This window comes from Roseateles sp. SL47, assembly GCF_026625885.1.
Lineage (GTDB): Bacteria > Pseudomonadota > Gammaproteobacteria > Burkholderiales > Burkholderiaceae_C > Roseateles.
The window spans coordinates 1,462,828-1,478,771 of the sequence record NZ_CP113068.1 but is presented as its reverse complement, the minus strand read 5'-3'; the positions used below and the strand labels follow the sequence as shown (position 1 = coordinate 1,478,771).

Annotated in this window: 15 protein-coding genes; 9 read left to right on the top strand and 6 right to left on the bottom strand. The window is 66.2% G+C overall.

From position 1 onward, the window contains the following. Nucleotides 1-61 precede the first annotated feature (61 nt). Complete coding sequence (locus OU995_RS06500) at nt 62-2,254, bottom strand: malate synthase G (protein WP_267834725.1); 2,193 nt, start codon at nt 2,252-2,254, stop codon at nt 62-64. 230 nt (nt 2,255-2,484) lie between these two features. Here OU995_RS06500 and OU995_RS06495 point away from each other — a divergent pair, with 230 nt between their 5' ends. Both OU995_RS06495 and OU995_RS06490 read left to right on the top strand, forming a co-directional pair. After that, nucleotides 2,485-3,423 (top strand): LysR family transcriptional regulator, encoded by a 939-nt coding sequence (locus OU995_RS06495; RefSeq protein WP_267834724.1) that lies wholly within the window; start codon nt 2,485-2,487, stop codon nt 3,421-3,423. After that, nucleotides 3,420-3,878, top strand: a complete 459-nt coding sequence (locus tag OU995_RS06490; protein WP_267834723.1) for a DUF2214 family protein — start codon at nt 3,420-3,422, stop codon at nt 3,876-3,878. The genes OU995_RS06495 and OU995_RS06490 overlap by 4 nt, the downstream gene beginning before the upstream one ends. A gap of 201 nt (nt 3,879-4,079) precedes the next feature. Here OU995_RS06490 and OU995_RS06485 read toward each other — a convergent pair whose 3' ends face one another. Both OU995_RS06485 and OU995_RS06480 read right to left on the bottom strand, forming a co-directional pair. After that, nucleotides 4,080-4,406, bottom strand: a complete 327-nt coding sequence (locus OU995_RS06485) for a PsiF family protein (protein ID WP_267834722.1) — start codon at nt 4,404-4,406, stop codon at nt 4,080-4,082. Between the two features lie 102 nt (nt 4,407-4,508). Further along, nucleotides 4,509-5,894 carry a serine/threonine-protein kinase gene (locus OU995_RS06480; RefSeq protein ID WP_324288717.1) on the bottom strand — a complete coding sequence of 462 codons (1,386 nt, stop codon included), beginning with the start codon at nt 5,892-5,894 and terminating at the stop codon, nt 4,509-4,511. 85 nt (nt 5,895-5,979) lie between these two features. On the opposite strand from OU995_RS06480, the gene argS reads away from it, so the two are divergent. The 7 genes from argS (at nt 5,980) to OU995_RS06445 (ending at nt 13,943) form a co-directional block, all read left to right on the top strand. Beyond that, complete coding sequence (gene argS / locus OU995_RS06475; RefSeq protein ID WP_267834721.1) at nt 5,980-7,710, top strand: arginine--tRNA ligase; 1,731 nt, start codon at nt 5,980-5,982, stop codon at nt 7,708-7,710. Next, the gene (locus OU995_RS06470) at nt 7,707-8,399 is read left to right on the top strand and encodes an SPOR domain-containing protein (RefSeq protein WP_267834720.1); all 693 of its coding nucleotides are present in this window, start codon (nt 7,707-7,709) and stop codon (nt 8,397-8,399) included. Before argS ends, OU995_RS06470 begins: the two co-directional genes overlap by 4 nt. Nucleotides 8,400-8,505: 106 nt before the next feature. Continuing rightward, the gene (locus OU995_RS06465; RefSeq protein WP_267834719.1) at nt 8,506-9,186 is read left to right on the top strand and encodes a thiol:disulfide interchange protein DsbA/DsbL; all 681 of its coding nucleotides are present in this window, start codon (nt 8,506-8,508) and stop codon (nt 9,184-9,186) included. A 445-nt stretch (nt 9,187-9,631) separates the two neighbouring features. Next, entirely contained in the window at nt 9,632-10,249 is a 618-nt protein-coding gene (lptA, locus tag OU995_RS06460; protein WP_267834718.1) for a lipopolysaccharide transport periplasmic protein LptA, read from the top strand. Then, nucleotides 10,246-11,013, top strand: coding sequence for an LPS export ABC transporter ATP-binding protein (gene lptB, locus OU995_RS06455; RefSeq protein ID WP_092947287.1), 768 nt, complete (start codon nt 10,246-10,248; stop codon nt 11,011-11,013). Before lptA ends, lptB begins: the two co-directional genes overlap by 4 nt. Before the next feature lie 15 nt (nt 11,014-11,028). Continuing rightward, nucleotides 11,029-12,570 (top strand): RNA polymerase factor sigma-54, encoded by a 1,542-nt coding sequence (locus tag OU995_RS06450; RefSeq protein WP_267834717.1) that lies wholly within the window; start codon nt 11,029-11,031, stop codon nt 12,568-12,570. A 95-nt stretch (nt 12,571-12,665) separates the two neighbouring features. After that, nucleotides 12,666-13,943, top strand: coding sequence for a THUMP domain-containing class I SAM-dependent RNA methyltransferase (locus OU995_RS06445; protein ID WP_267834716.1), 1,278 nt, complete (start codon nt 12,666-12,668; stop codon nt 13,941-13,943). On the opposite strand, the gene OU995_RS06440 is transcribed toward OU995_RS06445, so the two are convergent. Genes OU995_RS06440 through OU995_RS06430 form a run of 3 tightly spaced genes read right to left on the bottom strand, consistent with a single transcriptional unit; the run spans nt 13,932 to nt 15,898 of the window. Continuing rightward, nucleotides 13,932-14,708: a 16S rRNA (uracil(1498)-N(3))-methyltransferase gene (locus OU995_RS06440; protein WP_267834715.1), complete on the bottom strand. Its 777-nt coding sequence runs from the start codon at nt 14,706-14,708 to the stop codon at nt 13,932-13,934. The two genes, OU995_RS06445 and OU995_RS06440, sit on opposite strands and share 12 nt — an antisense overlap. Before the next feature lie 2 nt (nt 14,709-14,710). Continuing rightward, on the bottom strand, nt 14,711-15,268 hold the full coding sequence (locus tag OU995_RS06435; RefSeq protein WP_267834714.1) for an NADPH-dependent FMN reductase: 558 nt from the start codon (nt 15,266-15,268) through the stop codon (nt 14,711-14,713). A gap of 21 nt (nt 15,269-15,289) precedes the next feature. Further along, the gene (locus tag OU995_RS06430) at nt 15,290-15,898 is read right to left on the bottom strand and encodes a hypothetical protein (RefSeq protein WP_267834713.1); all 609 of its coding nucleotides are present in this window, start codon (nt 15,896-15,898) and stop codon (nt 15,290-15,292) included. Between the last annotated feature and the right edge of the window lie 46 nt (nt 15,899-15,944).

The following is a 15,944-nucleotide window of genomic DNA, read 5'->3' as shown; positions in this document are numbered from 1 at the left end:
AGCTTCCCCATCCGCGAAGGTTTATGACTTTCCTCACGGATTGTTTGCACCAACTCGGTGCTCACTGTCCGGCTTTTGCGCGCTGACGCCAGGCGTGCAACAGCGGCTCTGTATAGCCAGACGGCTGTTCCTTGCCAAGGAAGACCAAGTCCAGCGCCGCCTGAAAGGCGAAGCTCGTCGGGGGGTTGTCCGACATCTTTCGGTAGTGCGGATCCCCCACGTTTTGTTGATCCACCACCACCGACATGCGGGTAAACGTGTCCCGCACTTGTTGTTCAGTGACGACGCCGTGCAGCAGCCAGTTGGCGATGTGCTGACTGGAGATGCGCAATGTTGCACGGTCTTCCATCAGTCCTATCCCATTGATGTCGGGCACTTTGGAGCAGCCCACGCCCTGGTCGATCCAGCGGACCACGTAGCCCAGGATGCCCTGCACGTTGTTGTCCAGTTCCTGCTGCTTCTCGGTGTGGGTCCACCGGGGGTCTGCCGCCACCGGGATGGTGAGGATGCGCTCCAGCAGCGCGTTGAAGTCTTCCTGCCCGGCGGCGGCTTCCAGCTCCCGCTGCACCTGCGCCACGCTCACCTGGTGGTAGTGCAGCGCATGCAGGGTGGCGGCGGTGGGGCTGGGCACCCAGGCGGTGTTGGCGCCCGCGCGGGGATGGGCGATCTTCTGCTCCAGCATGGCAGCCATCAGATCCGGCATGGCCCACATGCCCTTGCCGATCTGGGCACGGCCACGGAGACCGGCCGCCAGCCCCACCAGCACGTTGTTGCGCTCATAGGCCTGGATCCAGGTGGAGCTCTTCATGTCTCCCTTGCGCAGCATGGGCCCGGCCCGCATGGCGGTGTGCATTTCGTCGCCGGTGCGGTCGAGGAAGCCGGTGTTGATGAAGGCCACGCGGCTGGGCGCGGCGGCAATGCAGGCCGCCAGGTTGACGCTGGTACGGCGCTCTTCATCCATGATGCCCAGCTTCACGGTGGACGCAGGCAGGCCCAGCAACTGCTCAACGCGGCCGAACAGTTCATTGGCAAAGGCCACCTCGGCCGGGCCGTGCATCTTCGGTTTGACGATGTAGATGGAGCCTTGCCGGGAGTTGCGCAGCCCGCTGCCGGACAACTGCTTCAAGTCATGCAGCGCAATCAGGGTGGTGATCACCGCATCCATGATGCCTTCCGGGATCTCCCGTCCGCCGTCCAGCAGGATGGCCGGGTTGGTCATCAGGTGGCCGACATTGCGCACGAACAGCAGTGAACGCCCCGGCAACACCACCTCGCCGCCCTGGGGCGACAGGTAGTGCCGGTCCGGATTCAGCCGGCGGGTGATGGTCTTGCCACCCTTGCTGACCTCTTCAGTCAAGGTGCCGCGCAGAATGCCCAGCCAGTTGCGGTAGGCCAGCAGTTTGTCCTCGGCATCCACCGCCGCGATGGAGTCTTCCAGATCCAGGATGGTGGACAGAGCGGCTTCCATCAGCAGATCGGACACACCCGCCGGGTCGGTGCGCCCGATCGGGGAACTGCGGTCGATCTGGATCTCGATGTGCAGGCCGTTGTGGCGCAGCAGGACGGCCGTGGGCGCAGTCGGTTCGCCCAGGAACCCGATCAGCGCTGAGGGATCGGCCAGGCCCGCCGTGCCGCCATGGCGCAGTGCCACCACCAGCGCGCCGGCTTCAATGCGATAGGCGACTGCGTCGGCATGCGAGGCGCTCACCAGCGGTGCCGCCTGGTCCAGCACGCTGCGGGCAAAGGCAATCACCTTGTTGCCGCGCACCGGGTTGTAGGCACCGGCCCGGGTGGCGCCGTCGGTCTCCGGAATTGCATCGGTGCCGTACAGCGCGTCGTAGAGCGAACCCCAGCGGGCGTTGGCCGCATTCAGGGCGTAACGGGCATTGAGAATGGGCACCACCAGCTGCGGGCCGGCCTGGAGGGCCAGTTCCGCATCCACGTTCGCCGTCGTGGCCTTGGCGCCCACCGGCGGCGGCACGAGATAGCCGATGCGGGTGAGGAAATCCTTGTAGGCGGCCATGTCCTGGATGGGTCCCGGATGGCTGCGGTGCCATGCGTCCATCTCGGTCTGCAGCCGGTCACGTTCCTTCAGCAGCTCGGCATTCTTCGGTGCCAGGTCATGCACCAGGGCGTCGAAGCCGGACCAGAATGCCGCCGGCGTCAAGCCGGTGCCAGCCAGGGCTTCGGTGTCGATGAATCGGGCCAGGTCGGCATCGATCTGGAGGCGGTGGTGTTGAACACGAAGGGTCATGGTGTCTCCCCGGCTGGGCGGAAGGTCGATGAGTCGATGGTGAAAAACGATAGACGGCTGTTGTTCTTGCGGCTGCCCCAGGGGGGGGGCGCTTCCAGTGACTGTAGGACAGGACCCGCTTCTGATTGCTGACGGCAGCAACAAGAGATCCCTGACTTTTTTGCACAAATAACAACGCCCAAGCCTCGGATTCACTACAAGGAACGGCGCAACGACCACAATCAGCGCTCATGGACCGCCTCAAACAGATGGAGTCTTTTGTGTTGGTCGCCACCAAGGGCAGCCTGACCGCCGCCGCCCAGGCCGAGGGGGTGGCGCCGGCCGTGATGGGCCGTCGCCTGGACGCGCTGGAGTCCCGGCTGGGGGTGAAGCTGCTGCTGCGCACCACCCGGCGGCTCAGCCTCACCCATGAGGGCAGCGCTTTCCTGGAAGACTGCCAGCGCCTGCTGACGGAATTTGACAATGCCGAAGCCAGCGTCACCGCCGGCGGCGTCAAGGCCAGCGGGCACCTGCGCGTGACCGCGCCGGCCGGATTCGGGCGCCGCCATGTGGCCCCGCTGGTGCCGGACTTCCTGGCCCGCCATCCGGATGTGAGTGTCTCCCTGAACCTGAGCGACCGGGTGGTGGACATCGTGAATGAGGGGTTCGACTGCGCTGTGCGTGTGGGGGACCTGAGCGACTCCAGCCTGATCAGCATGCGCCTGGCCGACAACCGCCGGCTGTGTGTCGCCGCACCCGCTTATCTGCAGCGGGCCGGTGTGCCCCGCCACCCGTCGGATCTGGCGCGTCATGAATGCCTGACCCTGAGCTCCGACGCCAGCCAGACGCGTGGCTGGGCTTTCCGCGTGGAGGGGCAGGTTCAGCACCTGCGCCCCAGCGGCCGTCTGGACTGCAGCGACGGCCAGGTGCTGCACGACTGGTGCCGGCGCGGCCTGGGCCTGGCCTGGCGAAGCACCTGGGAGGTGGCGGAAGAGATCCGCAGCGGCCAGTTGATCAGTGTGCTGGACGAGTTTGCCGCGCCCCCCAATGGCATCTTTGCGCTGGTGTCACAACGCAAGCATCTCCCCTTGCGAGTGAGACTCTGGATTGATTTTCTAAAAGAGCATTACGCCCATCCCAGTTATTGGGAAGGACCGGCCACGACCCACCCACCTTTGGAGAACGCATGAATCTCGAAACACTGCTGGCAGGCCTGCATATCCTGGCCATCTTGAGCCTGGTGGTATTTTTGAGCAGCCAGGCCGCCCTGTGCCGGTCCGAATGGATGAATGCCGCCGTGGTGACGCGGCTGACCCGGGTGGACATGATCTACGGCATCACCGCCGTGGCGGTGCTGGCCTCCGGCCTGTTCCGCACCTGGTGGGGCATCAAGGGCGGCGGCTGGTATTGGCACCAGCCGCTGCTGCATTTCAAGGTGGGCCTGTTCATCGTGATTGGGCTGCTGTCGATCAAGCCCACGCTGACCTATCGGCGCTGGGCCAACACCCTCAGGGAGACCGGCAGCCTGCCCGATGAGGACGAGGTGAAATCGACCCGGCGCCTGGTGATGCTGCAGGCCCACCTGCTGCTGCTGCTCCCGATTGCGGCCGTGATGCTGGCGCGGGGCGTCGGGACACGAGGGTGAGCCGCAGGAAACAGATCGCTGCAGCGCACGGGGGGCTGCAGCGCACGGGGGGCTGCAGTACGTGGTGCCGTGCTCGGTGAGCTGCCGACCTACCGATGGACCACTCACCGATGGACTACTCACGGATGGACTGCTCACCGATGAACTGATCGACCGACGGGCTGCCCACCGATCGATTGACGGATCGGCTCGGTGTACGGGTCAATGCGCCGTGAGGCATTCCTTCATGAATGCCTTGCGCGCATCACCGGTCTTTTTCTGGTCCGCCGCGTCCTTGTTGCAGGCCGCCATCTTCTCCTGCTGGGGCGTCATCTTCTTGTCCGGCTCGGACTTGCCAGACAGGCAGTCCTTCATGAACGCCTTGCGGTCGTCGCCGGTCTTGCCCTTCTCCTTGGCCTCCTTGCTGCAGGTGCCCATGCGTTGCTGCTGGGGCGTCAGTTCCTTCTTCTTTTCATCCTGCGCATGGGCCGGCGCCAGGACGGACAGGGACAGCAGCACGCCGGCAGTCAGGGTCAACAAAGCTTTCATTTCTTGCACTCCTACGGGGTTGGGGGAAGGACCTGGGGGCAGTGAACCACAGCAACGGTCCGCCCTCAAGGCGGGTTGACCTGCGTCATGTCCGCGACTGCCTCACATGATTCGGCGTGGATGAGCCAGTGCCTCATGCGCCAGATGCAGTCGCCGCACCAGCACCTGGATAAAAGCCCGGTCAAAGCGGTGCTGACACTCGGGGCTCAGTTGGCCGAGTGATTCAGGCGTGAAGGACACCGTGGTGCACAGATCGGTCACCCGGATGTCGGTGCTGTGACGGCGCAGTTCAGGATTGGGGGCCAGATAGGCCATCTCACCGACCGAGGTGCCGGCGCCCAGGGTGGCCACCAACGCACCGTCGCGCCAGACCTCCACCTCCCCCTGCGTGATGATGTGAAAGGTGTTGCCCTCCTGGCCCCGCTTGAACAGCGGGTAGTCCAGCGGATAGCGCCGCCAGCGCGCCCGGCGCACCACTTCCCACAATTCCACATCGCCGAAATTGGCGAAGAACTCCAGGCTCCGCAGCAGGTTGAAACGCTCGGAGTCCTTGACTTCATTGAGTCGCGCCAGCGGCACCAACTGGCGGGCGACCAGCTCGGACAGCGCCTGGCCAAAGGCTTCCCAGTCGGCGTAGCGCTCATGCGGGTGCTTGGCCAGCGCCCGCTGGATCACCGCGTCCAGGGCTTCGGTCACCCCCCCGCGCTGGCCCAGCATCGGCTGCGGCGCCTGGTGATAGATCTGATGCATCAACGCCATCTGGTTGGGCGCGTCGAAGGGCGGTCGCCCACAGATCATGTGATAGAGCACGGCCCCCAGCGAATAGATGTCCGCCTGGCAGCCCACGTCACCACCTTCGATCTGCTCGGGGGGCATGTAGGCCAGCGAGCCCACCCGATGCACCTGGGTCATGTCGGCATGGAGGTTGAGGGCGCTGCCGAAGTCGCTCACCTTCACATCGGTCACCTGCCCGGCGCTGTCCAGCACGGCCAACAAGTTGGCGGGTTTGATGTCCCGGTGCACCACGCCCTGGCGGAACACATAGGCCAGGGCCATGGCGCACTTGAAGCCCAGTTCCACGATCTGGTCCAGCGGCAGCAGCCGGTCGGTGCGGCAGAAATGCTTGAGCGTGACGCCATGGACATATTCCATGACCAGGTAGGGCGCACTGCCGTCCTGCACCGCATCCAGGATCTGAACGACGTTGGGATGCTGCAGCCGACCGGCCAGTGCCGCCTCGGAGGCAAAGAACCGGTTGCTGAGGGAGTCTTCCTCGGCGCCCTGCCCGGCCCAGCTGCGCATACGCTTGATGGCCACTTCCTGGTGGCGGAAGTCATCCACCGCCAGGTAGACATCGCTGGTGGCACCCTCGCCCAGACGGCGCAGCACACGGTATTTGCCGATCTGCTCCGGCAGATCGGTCATGAGGGAGGCGCCAGCCTCCACCGGGCAACCAAGGCTGGTGGACAGAGGGTCGGGAGCAGTCATCGTTACAAGCATCCTGCCGCACAGGGTGTCGAGCGGCAAGTGGCTTGACGGTCTATTACAGGACGTGCCCCCTAAAATGCGACACATGATTCAAGCCAAGCAGGAATTGCTCGACGCCCTGGGGACCGTGCTCCAGGCCTTGAGCCAGGACGCCGTCGCCAGCGGCGCGATCGCCGCCGCCCCGGCGGCCGCCTTTGAAACGCCGAAGCAGGCCAGCCATGGCGATTTCGCCTGTACGGCGGCCATGCAGCTGTCCAAGGCCTTGCGAAAGAACCCGCGCGAGCTGGCCCAGACGCTCATCGCACAACTGCAGGAACAGCCGGCGGTGCAACGCTGGGTGGACGCCCTGGAAATCGCCGGCCCGGGTTTCATCAACCTGAAGCTCAAACCCGCCGCCCGCCAGGCCGTGATCGGCGAGGTGCTGACGGCCGCCGAGCGCTTCGGCCAGCAACCGGCCCATCCGGACTCGGTGCTGGTGGAATTCGTCTCGGCCAACCCGACCGGGCCCTTGCACGTGGGCCACGCCCGCCAGGCCGCCCTGGGCGACTCGCTCTGCCATCTGTTCAGCACCCAGGGCTGGACCGTCCGCCGGGAGTTCTATTACAACGACGCCGGTGTGCAGATCGCCACCCTGGCCCACTCCACCCAGGCGCGCCTGAAGGGGCTGAAGCCGGGCGACGCGGGCTGGCCGGAATCCGCCTACAACGGCGATTACATCCAGGACATCGCGGAAGCCTTCCTGAGCAAAGCGACCGTCAAGGCCGACGACCGGGAATTCACCGCCTCCGGTGACATCAACGACCTGGACAGCATCCGCCAGTTCGCCGTGGCCTATCTGCGTCACGAGCAGGACCTGGACCTGCAAGCCTTCGGTCTGCGCTTCGACAACTACTTCCTGGAGTCCAGCCTCTACACCGGCGGGCAGGTGGAAGATGCGGTGTCGCGCATGATGGCCAACGGCAAGACGTATGAAGACGGCGGCGCCCTGTGGCTGCGCTCGACCGACTACGGTGACGACAAGGACCGCGTCATGCGCAAGTCCGACGGCACCTACACCTACTTCGTGCCGGACGTGGCCTATCACGTCAACAAGTTCAAGCGCGGCTTCAGCAAGTGCATCAACATCCAGGGCACCGACCACCACGGCACGATTGCCCGGGTGCGCGGCGGGCTGCAAGCCACCGGCGTGGGCATCCCGCAGGGCTTCCCGGACTACGTCCTGCACAAGATGGTGACCGTGATGAAGGGCGGCGAGGAGGTGAAGATCTCCAAGCGGGCCGGCTCCTACGTCACCCTGCGCGACCTGATCGACTGGACCAGCCGCGACGCGGTGCGTTTCTTCCTGATCAGCCGCAAAGCCGACACCGAGTTCGTCTTCGACGTGGACCTGGCGCTCAAGGCCAATGACGAGAACCCGGTGTTCTACGTGCAGTACGCCCATGCGCGGATCTGCTCGGTGCTGCGCAACTGGGCGGAGCAGGGCGGTGACATGGCGGCACTGGGCCTGGCCGATCTGAGCCTGCTGACGGCGCCCACGGAATACGCACTGATGCAGAAGCTGGCCGACTATCCCCGCATGCTGACCAGCGCCGCAGAGGACCTGGCCCCCCATGACGTCGCCTTCTATCTGCGCGATCTGGCCGGTGCCTTCCACAGCTACTATGCGGCCGAGCGTTTCCTGGTCGATGACGCTGCGCTGACCCGGTCTCGCATGGCCTTGCTGACGGCCACCCGCCAGGTGGTGCGCAATGCCCTGGCGGTGCTGGGCGTGTCTGCCCCGGAAACGATGGCTCGAGACAACCAGGAGCTTCAATGAGCAAGGAGAAACAGCGCGGCGGCTTCGCCATGGGCCTGATCGTGGGCCTGTTGCTGGGGCTGGGCATCGCGCTGGGGGTGGCGTTGTACGTCACCAAGGCCCCCGTGCCGTTCATCAACAAGCTGCCGCAGCGCACCGCTGAACAGGACGCGCAGGAAGCGGAACGCAACCGCAACTGGGACCCGAATGCGCCGCTGGCCGGCCGCGCGGGCGCCAAGGCGGCGTCCGGCGTGGTCACGCCCGGCCCGGCACCGGCGGTGGTGCCGCCAGCGGCCACGACCGCACCGGCGCAGTCCGGCACCGGCACGGCCGCCGCCAACGGCAACGCCCCGCTGAGCGCCCCGGCCGTGGAAGGCCGCCCGACGGCACGGGTGGACACCAAGCCAACGGACAAACCCGCCGACAAGCCCAGCGACAAACCCACCGATAGAGCGGCTGACACCGCCCGCGCCAGCAACGGCTATTTTGTCCAGGCGGGCGCCTTCACCCGGATGGAAGACGCCGAGCAGCAGCGCGCCAAGCTGGCCATCCAGGGGTTTTCGGCCAAGGTGATGGAGCGGGAGCAGTCCGGCCGTACCGTCTACCGCGTGCGTCTGGGTCCGTTCGACAGCCGCGATGAGGCCGAAAGCCAGCAGAAGAAGCTGGAAACGGCCGGCATCGAGGCCAATCTGGTCGCGGTTCAGCGTTGATGCCGGTCTTGATGCCTGATTGATTCCCGCATTAATGTCGGCCTAAGTTTGACTCCCTAGCATCGCGGCGCCGGCATCGACCGGTGATCCGCAAAGGAACCTAAAGATGAAGCGTCGCGAATTCACTCAGTTGTCCGCCGCCTCGGCCCTGGCGGCCGGTACTGCGGGTGGCCTGCTGGTCCAGCCGGCACAGGCACAGGGAGGCCCGGTGGAAGGACGCCAATATCAGCGTCTGGCCACCAAGGTGCCGGGCGGCGCGCCGGGCAAGATCGAGGTGATCGAGTTCTTCTGGTACGGATGCCCGCATTGCTATGTGTTCGAGCCGACGATTGAAGCCTGGGCCAAGCAACTGCCGGCGGATGTGGTCTACCGCAAGGTGCATGTGGCCTTCCGCGAGAACGTGAAGATCCACCAGCGTCTGTTCTTCACGCTGGAAGCCATGGGCAAGGAAGCCCAGGTGCGTCCGGCCATCTTCAATGCGATCCATCGCGGTGGGCAGAGCCTGACCGATCCGAAGGCCATGGCCACCTTCCTGGCGCCGCTGGGTGTGGATCAGGCCAAGTTCCTGGAGCTTTACAACTCGTTTGGCGTGCAGAACAAGTGCCTGCAGGCCGGCAAGTTGCAGGACAGCTACAACATCGATGGCGTGCCGACGGTCGCCATCGGTGGGCGCTTCCTGACCTCGCCGGCCATGGCCGGGTTCGGGCTGCGGGCCAGCGAGGAGGAACTCGGCCAGCGCGCGATCGCGGTCGCGAACTTTCTCATCGAGCAATCGAGGAAGAGTTAAGCCCCCCAGTCGCTTCGCTCCTGCCCCCGGGGGGCGCCGCTGGATTTTGGGCCCCCCAGTCGCTTCGCTCCTGCCCCCAAGGGGCGCCGCCCAGCGGCCTGGCAAAGCCAGTTCCGCGGGCGTGGCTGGATAGGGCCCCCCAGTCGCTTCGCTCCTGCCCCCGGGGGGCGCCGCCCAGCGGCCTGGCAGAGCCAGTTCCGCGGGCGTGGCTGGAGGAGGGGCCCCCCAGTCGCTTCGCTCCTGCCCCCGGGGGGCGCCGCCCAGCGGCCTGGCAGAGCCAGTTCCGCGGGCGTGGCTGGATAGGGACCCGGGGCGTCGAATGGGGTGGGCGTGGACTTGGGCGGTGGGCTCTCGCGTTGGCTTCGGAAGGAGTGAGCGGAGAGCCCATTTGTTTTTGGGGGACGGCTAGAATGGTCTGCAAGTTTTGTGCCGCCAGGATCCCACCATGCCCTTTCGCCGTCCCCTGCTGTTGTCCGGAGCACTCGCCCTGGCGTTGGCCACGCCCTGGGTGCATGCCGCCAAGGACGACCGCCAGAAGCCGCTGAACCTGGTGTTCGACAAGGAAGGCGAAGTCGATAAGGTCAAGCAGCGCGCCGAGTTCAACGGCAATGTGATCCTGACCAAGGGCTCCCTGATGCTCCGCGCCGAACGCATGGACGTGCAGGAAACCAAGGACGGCTTCTACCTGGCCTATGCCAACGGCGCCACCAGCCGCCAGGTGCAGTTCCGCCAGGACCGCGATACCCCCGGAGAACGCATCGAAGGCCGCGCCGACCAGATCGAGTACGACACCCGCAGCGAAACCATCCGCCTGATCGGCAACGCCGAAGCCAAGGTGATGCGCGGCGACCAGCTGATGCAAACCATGGCCGGCGCCACCCTGAACTACGACAACCGCACCGAGCGGCTCGTGGTGGAAACCGGCGCGTCCTCCCCACACCCCAACGGCCGCGGACGCGTGGTGCTGATGCCCAAGAACATCCCGGCCGAGCCGGCCTCCGCCGCCAGCACCCCCTTGGGTCTGCGCCCCAGCCTCAACCTGAATTCGCGCCAGCCCCAATGAGTGAAGCCCGTGCCTCCACCCCCAGGAGCCGTCTGCAGGCCTGGGGGCTGCAAAAGACCTATGGCGTGCGCAAGGTGGTCAAGGACGTTCACCTGGACCTGCACAGCGGCGAAGTGATCGGCCTGCTCGGCCCCAACGGCGCCGGCAAAACCACCAGCTTCTACATGATCGTGGGCCTGGTCCGCGCCGATGCCGGCGAAATCCAGATCGACGGTCAACCCGTCCAGCGCCTGCCCATCCATCAGCGGTCCCGCCTCGGCCTGAGCTATCTGCCCCAGGAAGCCTCCATCTTCCGCAAGCTCAATGTGGAAGAAAACATCCGCGCAGTGCTGGAGTTGCAGCGCGACGACCAGGGCAAAGCCTGGCCCACCGCCCGCATCAATGCCGAGCTGGACAAGCTGCTGCAGGAACTCTCCATCGAGAAACTGCGCGACACGCCCGCGCCCGCCCTGTCCGGCGGTGAACGGCGGCGCGTGGAAATCGCCCGCGCCCTGGCCACCCAACCCCGCTTCATCCTGCTGGACGAACCCTTCGCCGGCGTGGACCCCATCGCCGTGCTGGAAATCCAGCGGATCATCCGCTTCCTGAAGCAGCGCGGCATCGGCGTGCTGATCACCGACCACAACGTCCGTGAGACCCTGGGCATCTGCGACCGCGCCTACATCATCAGCGAGGGCGCCGTGCTGGCCGAAGGAACACCACAACACATCGTCGAACACCAGGACGTGCGCCGGGTCTACCTCGGCGAGCACTTCCGGATGTAACTCACGGGAATGACGATGAGGCCGACGCTACAGGTTCGCCTGTCCCAGCATCTTGCGCTGACGCCTCAGCTGCAGCAGTCCATCCGTCTGTTGCAACTTTCCACGCTGGAGCTCCACCAGGAGGTGGAGCAGATGCTGGCCACCAATCCCCTGCTGGAACCCGACGAGGAGCACGACGCCGCCAGTACGGCCCCCGGCTCCAGCCCCGCCGAACGTGTGGCCGACGACCACCGCCCCGGCGAGCGAGAGGAACGCACGTCGGACACCCCAGAGGCCGACGGCAATGCCGACACGGGCGGCACCGAGGAAATCCGCGCCGAGGATTTCGGCACCACCGAGCGGGACGACTGGGAAAACGGCACCGAACAGGACGACTTCGACGGCATCCGGGAGCAACCCTCCAGCAGCGCGAGCGGATCGGGCGACGATGACGAGCGTCCCGAGACGGAAGCCCCCGACGCCTCCCTGCAGGATGTGCTGCGGGCGCAGATGGCCGGCATGCACCTGGGTGAAGTGGATCGGGCCGCCCTGCTGGCACTGATCGAATCGCTCAATGACGACGGCTACCTGGAAGACCCGCTGGAAGAGCTGGTGCTGGCCCTGCTGGGCGAAGAAGCCGATGAAGAACAGCGCGAACAGCTGCTGGACACCTTCAAGTGCGCTCTGAAGTGGCTGCAGTCGATGGAGCCGGCCGGCGTGGGCGCCCGTGACCTGGGGGAATGCCTGGAGCTGCAACTGCGCACCCAGCCCCGGTCGCCGGAACAGGCGCTGGCCATCGTCATCTGCCGCCGCCATCTCGAACTGCTGGCCAAGCGCGACTGGCGCCGCCTGATGTCCCTGACCGGCGCCGACGACGAACTGCTGCGCGGCGCCCAGGCCATGATCGCCACGCTGGAACCCAAGCCAGGCCGCCGCTTTGCTCGCAGCGACAACCGGCCGGTGGTGCCGGATGTGATCGTGCAGAAGTCCGGCCGCGGGTTCCGGGTGATGATCAATCCGGATGTGCTGCCCAAGCTGCGCATCAACGAGCTGTATGCCCAGGCCCTGCGCGCCACCCGTGGCGGCGTCAGCAACTCGCCACTGGGCGGCCAATTGCAGGAGGCGCGCTGGTTCATCAAGAACATCCAGCAGCGCTTTGACACCATCCTGCGGGTGAGCGAGGCCATCGTGGAACGCCAGCGCGGCTTTTTCACGCATGGCGAGCTGGCCATGAAGCCGCTGGTGCTGCGCGAGATCGCCGACGAGCTGGGCCTGCACGAATCGACCATCTCCCGGGTGACAACGGCCAAATACATGTCCACGCCCTGGGGTACCTTCGAACTGAAGTATTTCTTCGGGTCCAGCCTGTCCACCGAAGCGGGCGGCAATGCCTCGTCCACCGCCGTGCGGGCGCTGATCAAGCAGTTCATTGCCGCCGAGGACACCGCCAACCCCCTGTCGGACAGCCAGCTCTCCACCATGCTGGGGGAGCAGGGCATCACCGTGGCCCGACGCACCGTGGCGAAGTACCGCGAAGCCCTGAAGCTAGCGCCCGCCAACTTGCGCAAGGCACGCTGAACGGCTTGTTGCCCACCTCGGTGGGACAATCACCCGATCCCAGGGCCTCGCCCGGCGCCTTGCCGGTGCCCACCTCCGACCACTACCGAGCTTCCATGTCCGCCCCCCCCTCCTTCCATCTGTTCCTGCCCTGCCCCGCCGGTGTTGAAGCCTGGCTGGAGACGGAAGTCCGCGAGATCTTGTCCAACGGCGAATGCCTGGAAGGTCCGAAGGCTTTCCGGGGCGGCGTGGGCCTGTTGGGCACGCTCGAAGCGGTGATGCGGCTGAATCTGCACAGCCGTCTGGCACAGCGGGTGCTGGTGGAAGTGGCCTTTGGCGAGTACTACCAGGAAGACGACATCTATTCGCTGGCCAATCGCATCGACTGGAGCGAGTGGATCACCCCCCGCCAGACCCTGCGCGTGGACACCACGGCCCAGCATTCCCCCTTGCACAGCCTGAACTTTGCAACGCTGCGGGTGAAGGATGCCGTGTGCGACGTGATGCGTGAGGTCACCGGCGAGCGCCCCAGCGTGGACACGCGCTGGCCGGACCTGCCGCTGCAACTGCACCTGACCGAGCAGCACGCCACGCTGTATGTGGACAGCTCCGGCGAACCGCTGTTCAAGCGCGGCTGGCGCGAGGACAAGGGCGATGCGCCCCTGAAGGAAACCCTGGCGGCCGCGATGCTGGCGGCTGCGGGCTGGAAGGGCACGCCGGAAGAAGGCGGCGCCCTGCATGACCCCTGCTGTGGCTCCGGCACCATCGTGGTGGAAGCGGCCACCATTGCCTGCGGCATTGCGCCCGGCATTCAGCGCCGTTTTGCCTTCGAGAAACTCAAACCCTTCCAGCCGCTGCTGCCGGCGTGGCGCCAGATGAAGGAAGAAGCCCGGGCGGCAGAGCATCCGCCGGCCGTGCCGCTGTTTGCCAGTGATGTGGCCTTCCGGATGGTGGACTTCGCCCGGCGCAATGCCCAGCGGGCCGGGGTGGAGGCCTACATCCAGTTCAATGGCGGTGACGCGCTGGAACGCCCGGCACCGAAGCTGCCAGAGGACATGCCGGGCACCCTGATGCTCAACCCGCCCTACGGTGAGCGGATCGAGGTGCGCGGCAAGGCCGGCAACCGGGCCGGTCTGGAAGGGCTGTCCGAGGAACGGGATGCGGGGGATGACTTCTTCCCCCGTCTGTCGGCCCACTGGAAGCGGGCCTACACCCAGCATCCGGCCGGCTGGACGGCCTGGCTGCTGTGCCCGGAGATGAAGCTGCCCAGCAAGATGCGCCTCAAGGAGTCGCGCCGCGTCCCGATGTGGAACGGCCCGATTGAGTGCCGTCTGTTCAAGTTTGACCTGATCGCAGGGTCCGCACGAAAGCCTTCGGTGGGGTCAGACGGCTGACGCTCCGTCGGTCCCGCCCAGCGCCACCCATCCCAGCACCGCCAGCGGCGCCGTATCGGCACGCAGGATGCGCGGTCCGAGTTGCACGGCAAAAAAGCCCCGTGCGCGGGCGGCCTGCTCTTCGTCCGCGCTGAGCCCGCCTTCCGGGCCGCTCAGCACCACCACAGGCCCGTGCCCCTCGCGGCTGCGGGTGGACAGCGGTTCCGCCGCCACCGGGCTCAACAACCAGCGGCGCTCGCCGCCGGCCGCCGGCTGGCTCTGCGGCTGCGCCGGCAGACCGGCCAGCCACGCCGACAAGGTCTGCACCGGCGCCACCCACAACGGCCGTGTCCGTCCGCACTGCTCGGCCGCAGCAATCGCCACGCCCTGCCAGTGCGCCTGCTTCTTCTGCGCCCGGTCGCCCGTCAACCGCAGCACCGAACGCTCGCTCATCAACGGCTGGATGGCCGTGGCGCCCAGTTCACAGGCCTTTTCGACAATGCCGTCCATGCGGTCATTGGCCGGCATCACCACCGCCAATGTCACCGATGGACGCAATTCGCGGTCCACGCTGTGGCGCTCGCGCAGCACCACACGCACCTCGCTGCGGCCCATGGCGGTGACTTCCGCCGTCCACTCATCGCCACTGCCGTCAAACAGCACGACCTGGCCACCAGGCTGGAGCCGAAGCACCTGCACATGCCGGGCCGCCCCTGCGGGCAGGGCGAAATCCTCTTCCGGTGCAGCCGCGCCGAGCGGCTGCTCCACAAACAGACGCGCAGCCAAGCTCACCCCTTCTGACGGCCGATCCAGTCCGCGAAGGTCGCCAGGAACTTGCCCATGTAGGCTTGTGTGTCCGGCTTGGCGAACCCACCCTCGTCCGTGAACATGTCGGCGGCACCGCCGATGTACATCTCCGGCGTGGGCAAGGTGGCCACATTCAGGCACACCAGCACCTGGCGCAGGTGCTGGTGGGCCCCGAACCCGCCCAGTGCGCCCGGCGACAAGGTAATCACACCGCCCGCTTTGCCATTGAAGGCATTGTGGCCATAGGGACGCGAGCCCACATCCAACGCGTTTTTCAGCACGGCAGGAATCGAACGGTTGTATTCCGGGCTGAGAAACAGCACCGCATCAGCAGCCTTGATGCTGGCGCGGAACTCCGTATAACCGGCGGGGGGCGACGCGGCCTCGTCCTCGTTGTAGAAGGGCAGGTGGCCGATCTCGACCACCTCCAGCTGGAGCGACGCGGGCGCGATCTTCTGCAGCGCCAGGGCCAGTTTGCGGTTGTAGGAGCCTTGCCGCAGGCTGCCAATCAGCACCGCGACGCGATAAGCTTGGGACATGGGCGCCCTCCTGGGACCAATTCAATTGAATCCCAGTGTCTCACGCAGTTCGTGTGCTGCAGCGTCTCCCTTGGTCGCCCGGACGCGGTCCACCACATCCAGCGCCAGGGTCTGCAACTGCTCGAAGTCCTGGCACTGCTCCACTTCCAGCGCAAGCCGGTAGCCCTTGAGCAGCCCCTGCTGTTTCGCAAACACCGTCAGCGCGGTGTAGAGATGCTGGAAGTCCAGGGACGACACCGGTGCCCCCATCGGGCGCGTGGAACTTGCCGGCACCGGACGCGAGGCTGGCGCCAGGCTGCCGGGGGCGGCGACCGAAGACGGTGATGCCACCGAGGCCACCGAGGCCGCTGGGGAAGACGCTGTGGACGGCCCAGCGGTGGAGGCCGCCGAAGCCACTGAAGCGCCCGCAGGCGCCCGTGCCACTCCCGCAGCGGGCGCAATCAACCGATGCTGCAACAGCAGCTCCAGATCGGCCGGTGTGGCGCCCTGCACCACACCCACCCATTGGCCCCCCGTCTTGCTGGGGTCGATGACCAGCAACAGATTGCGGGCAACCCGGCCCTGGACCAGGGCTCTCGTTTTGATCTCTGCCCGCCCGGCCTCGGACTTTTCGTAGCGTTCTTCCAACACGGCCTCGCCTCCTCAGGAGCGCGAAGCTTAGGCCGTTGTGGCCGCG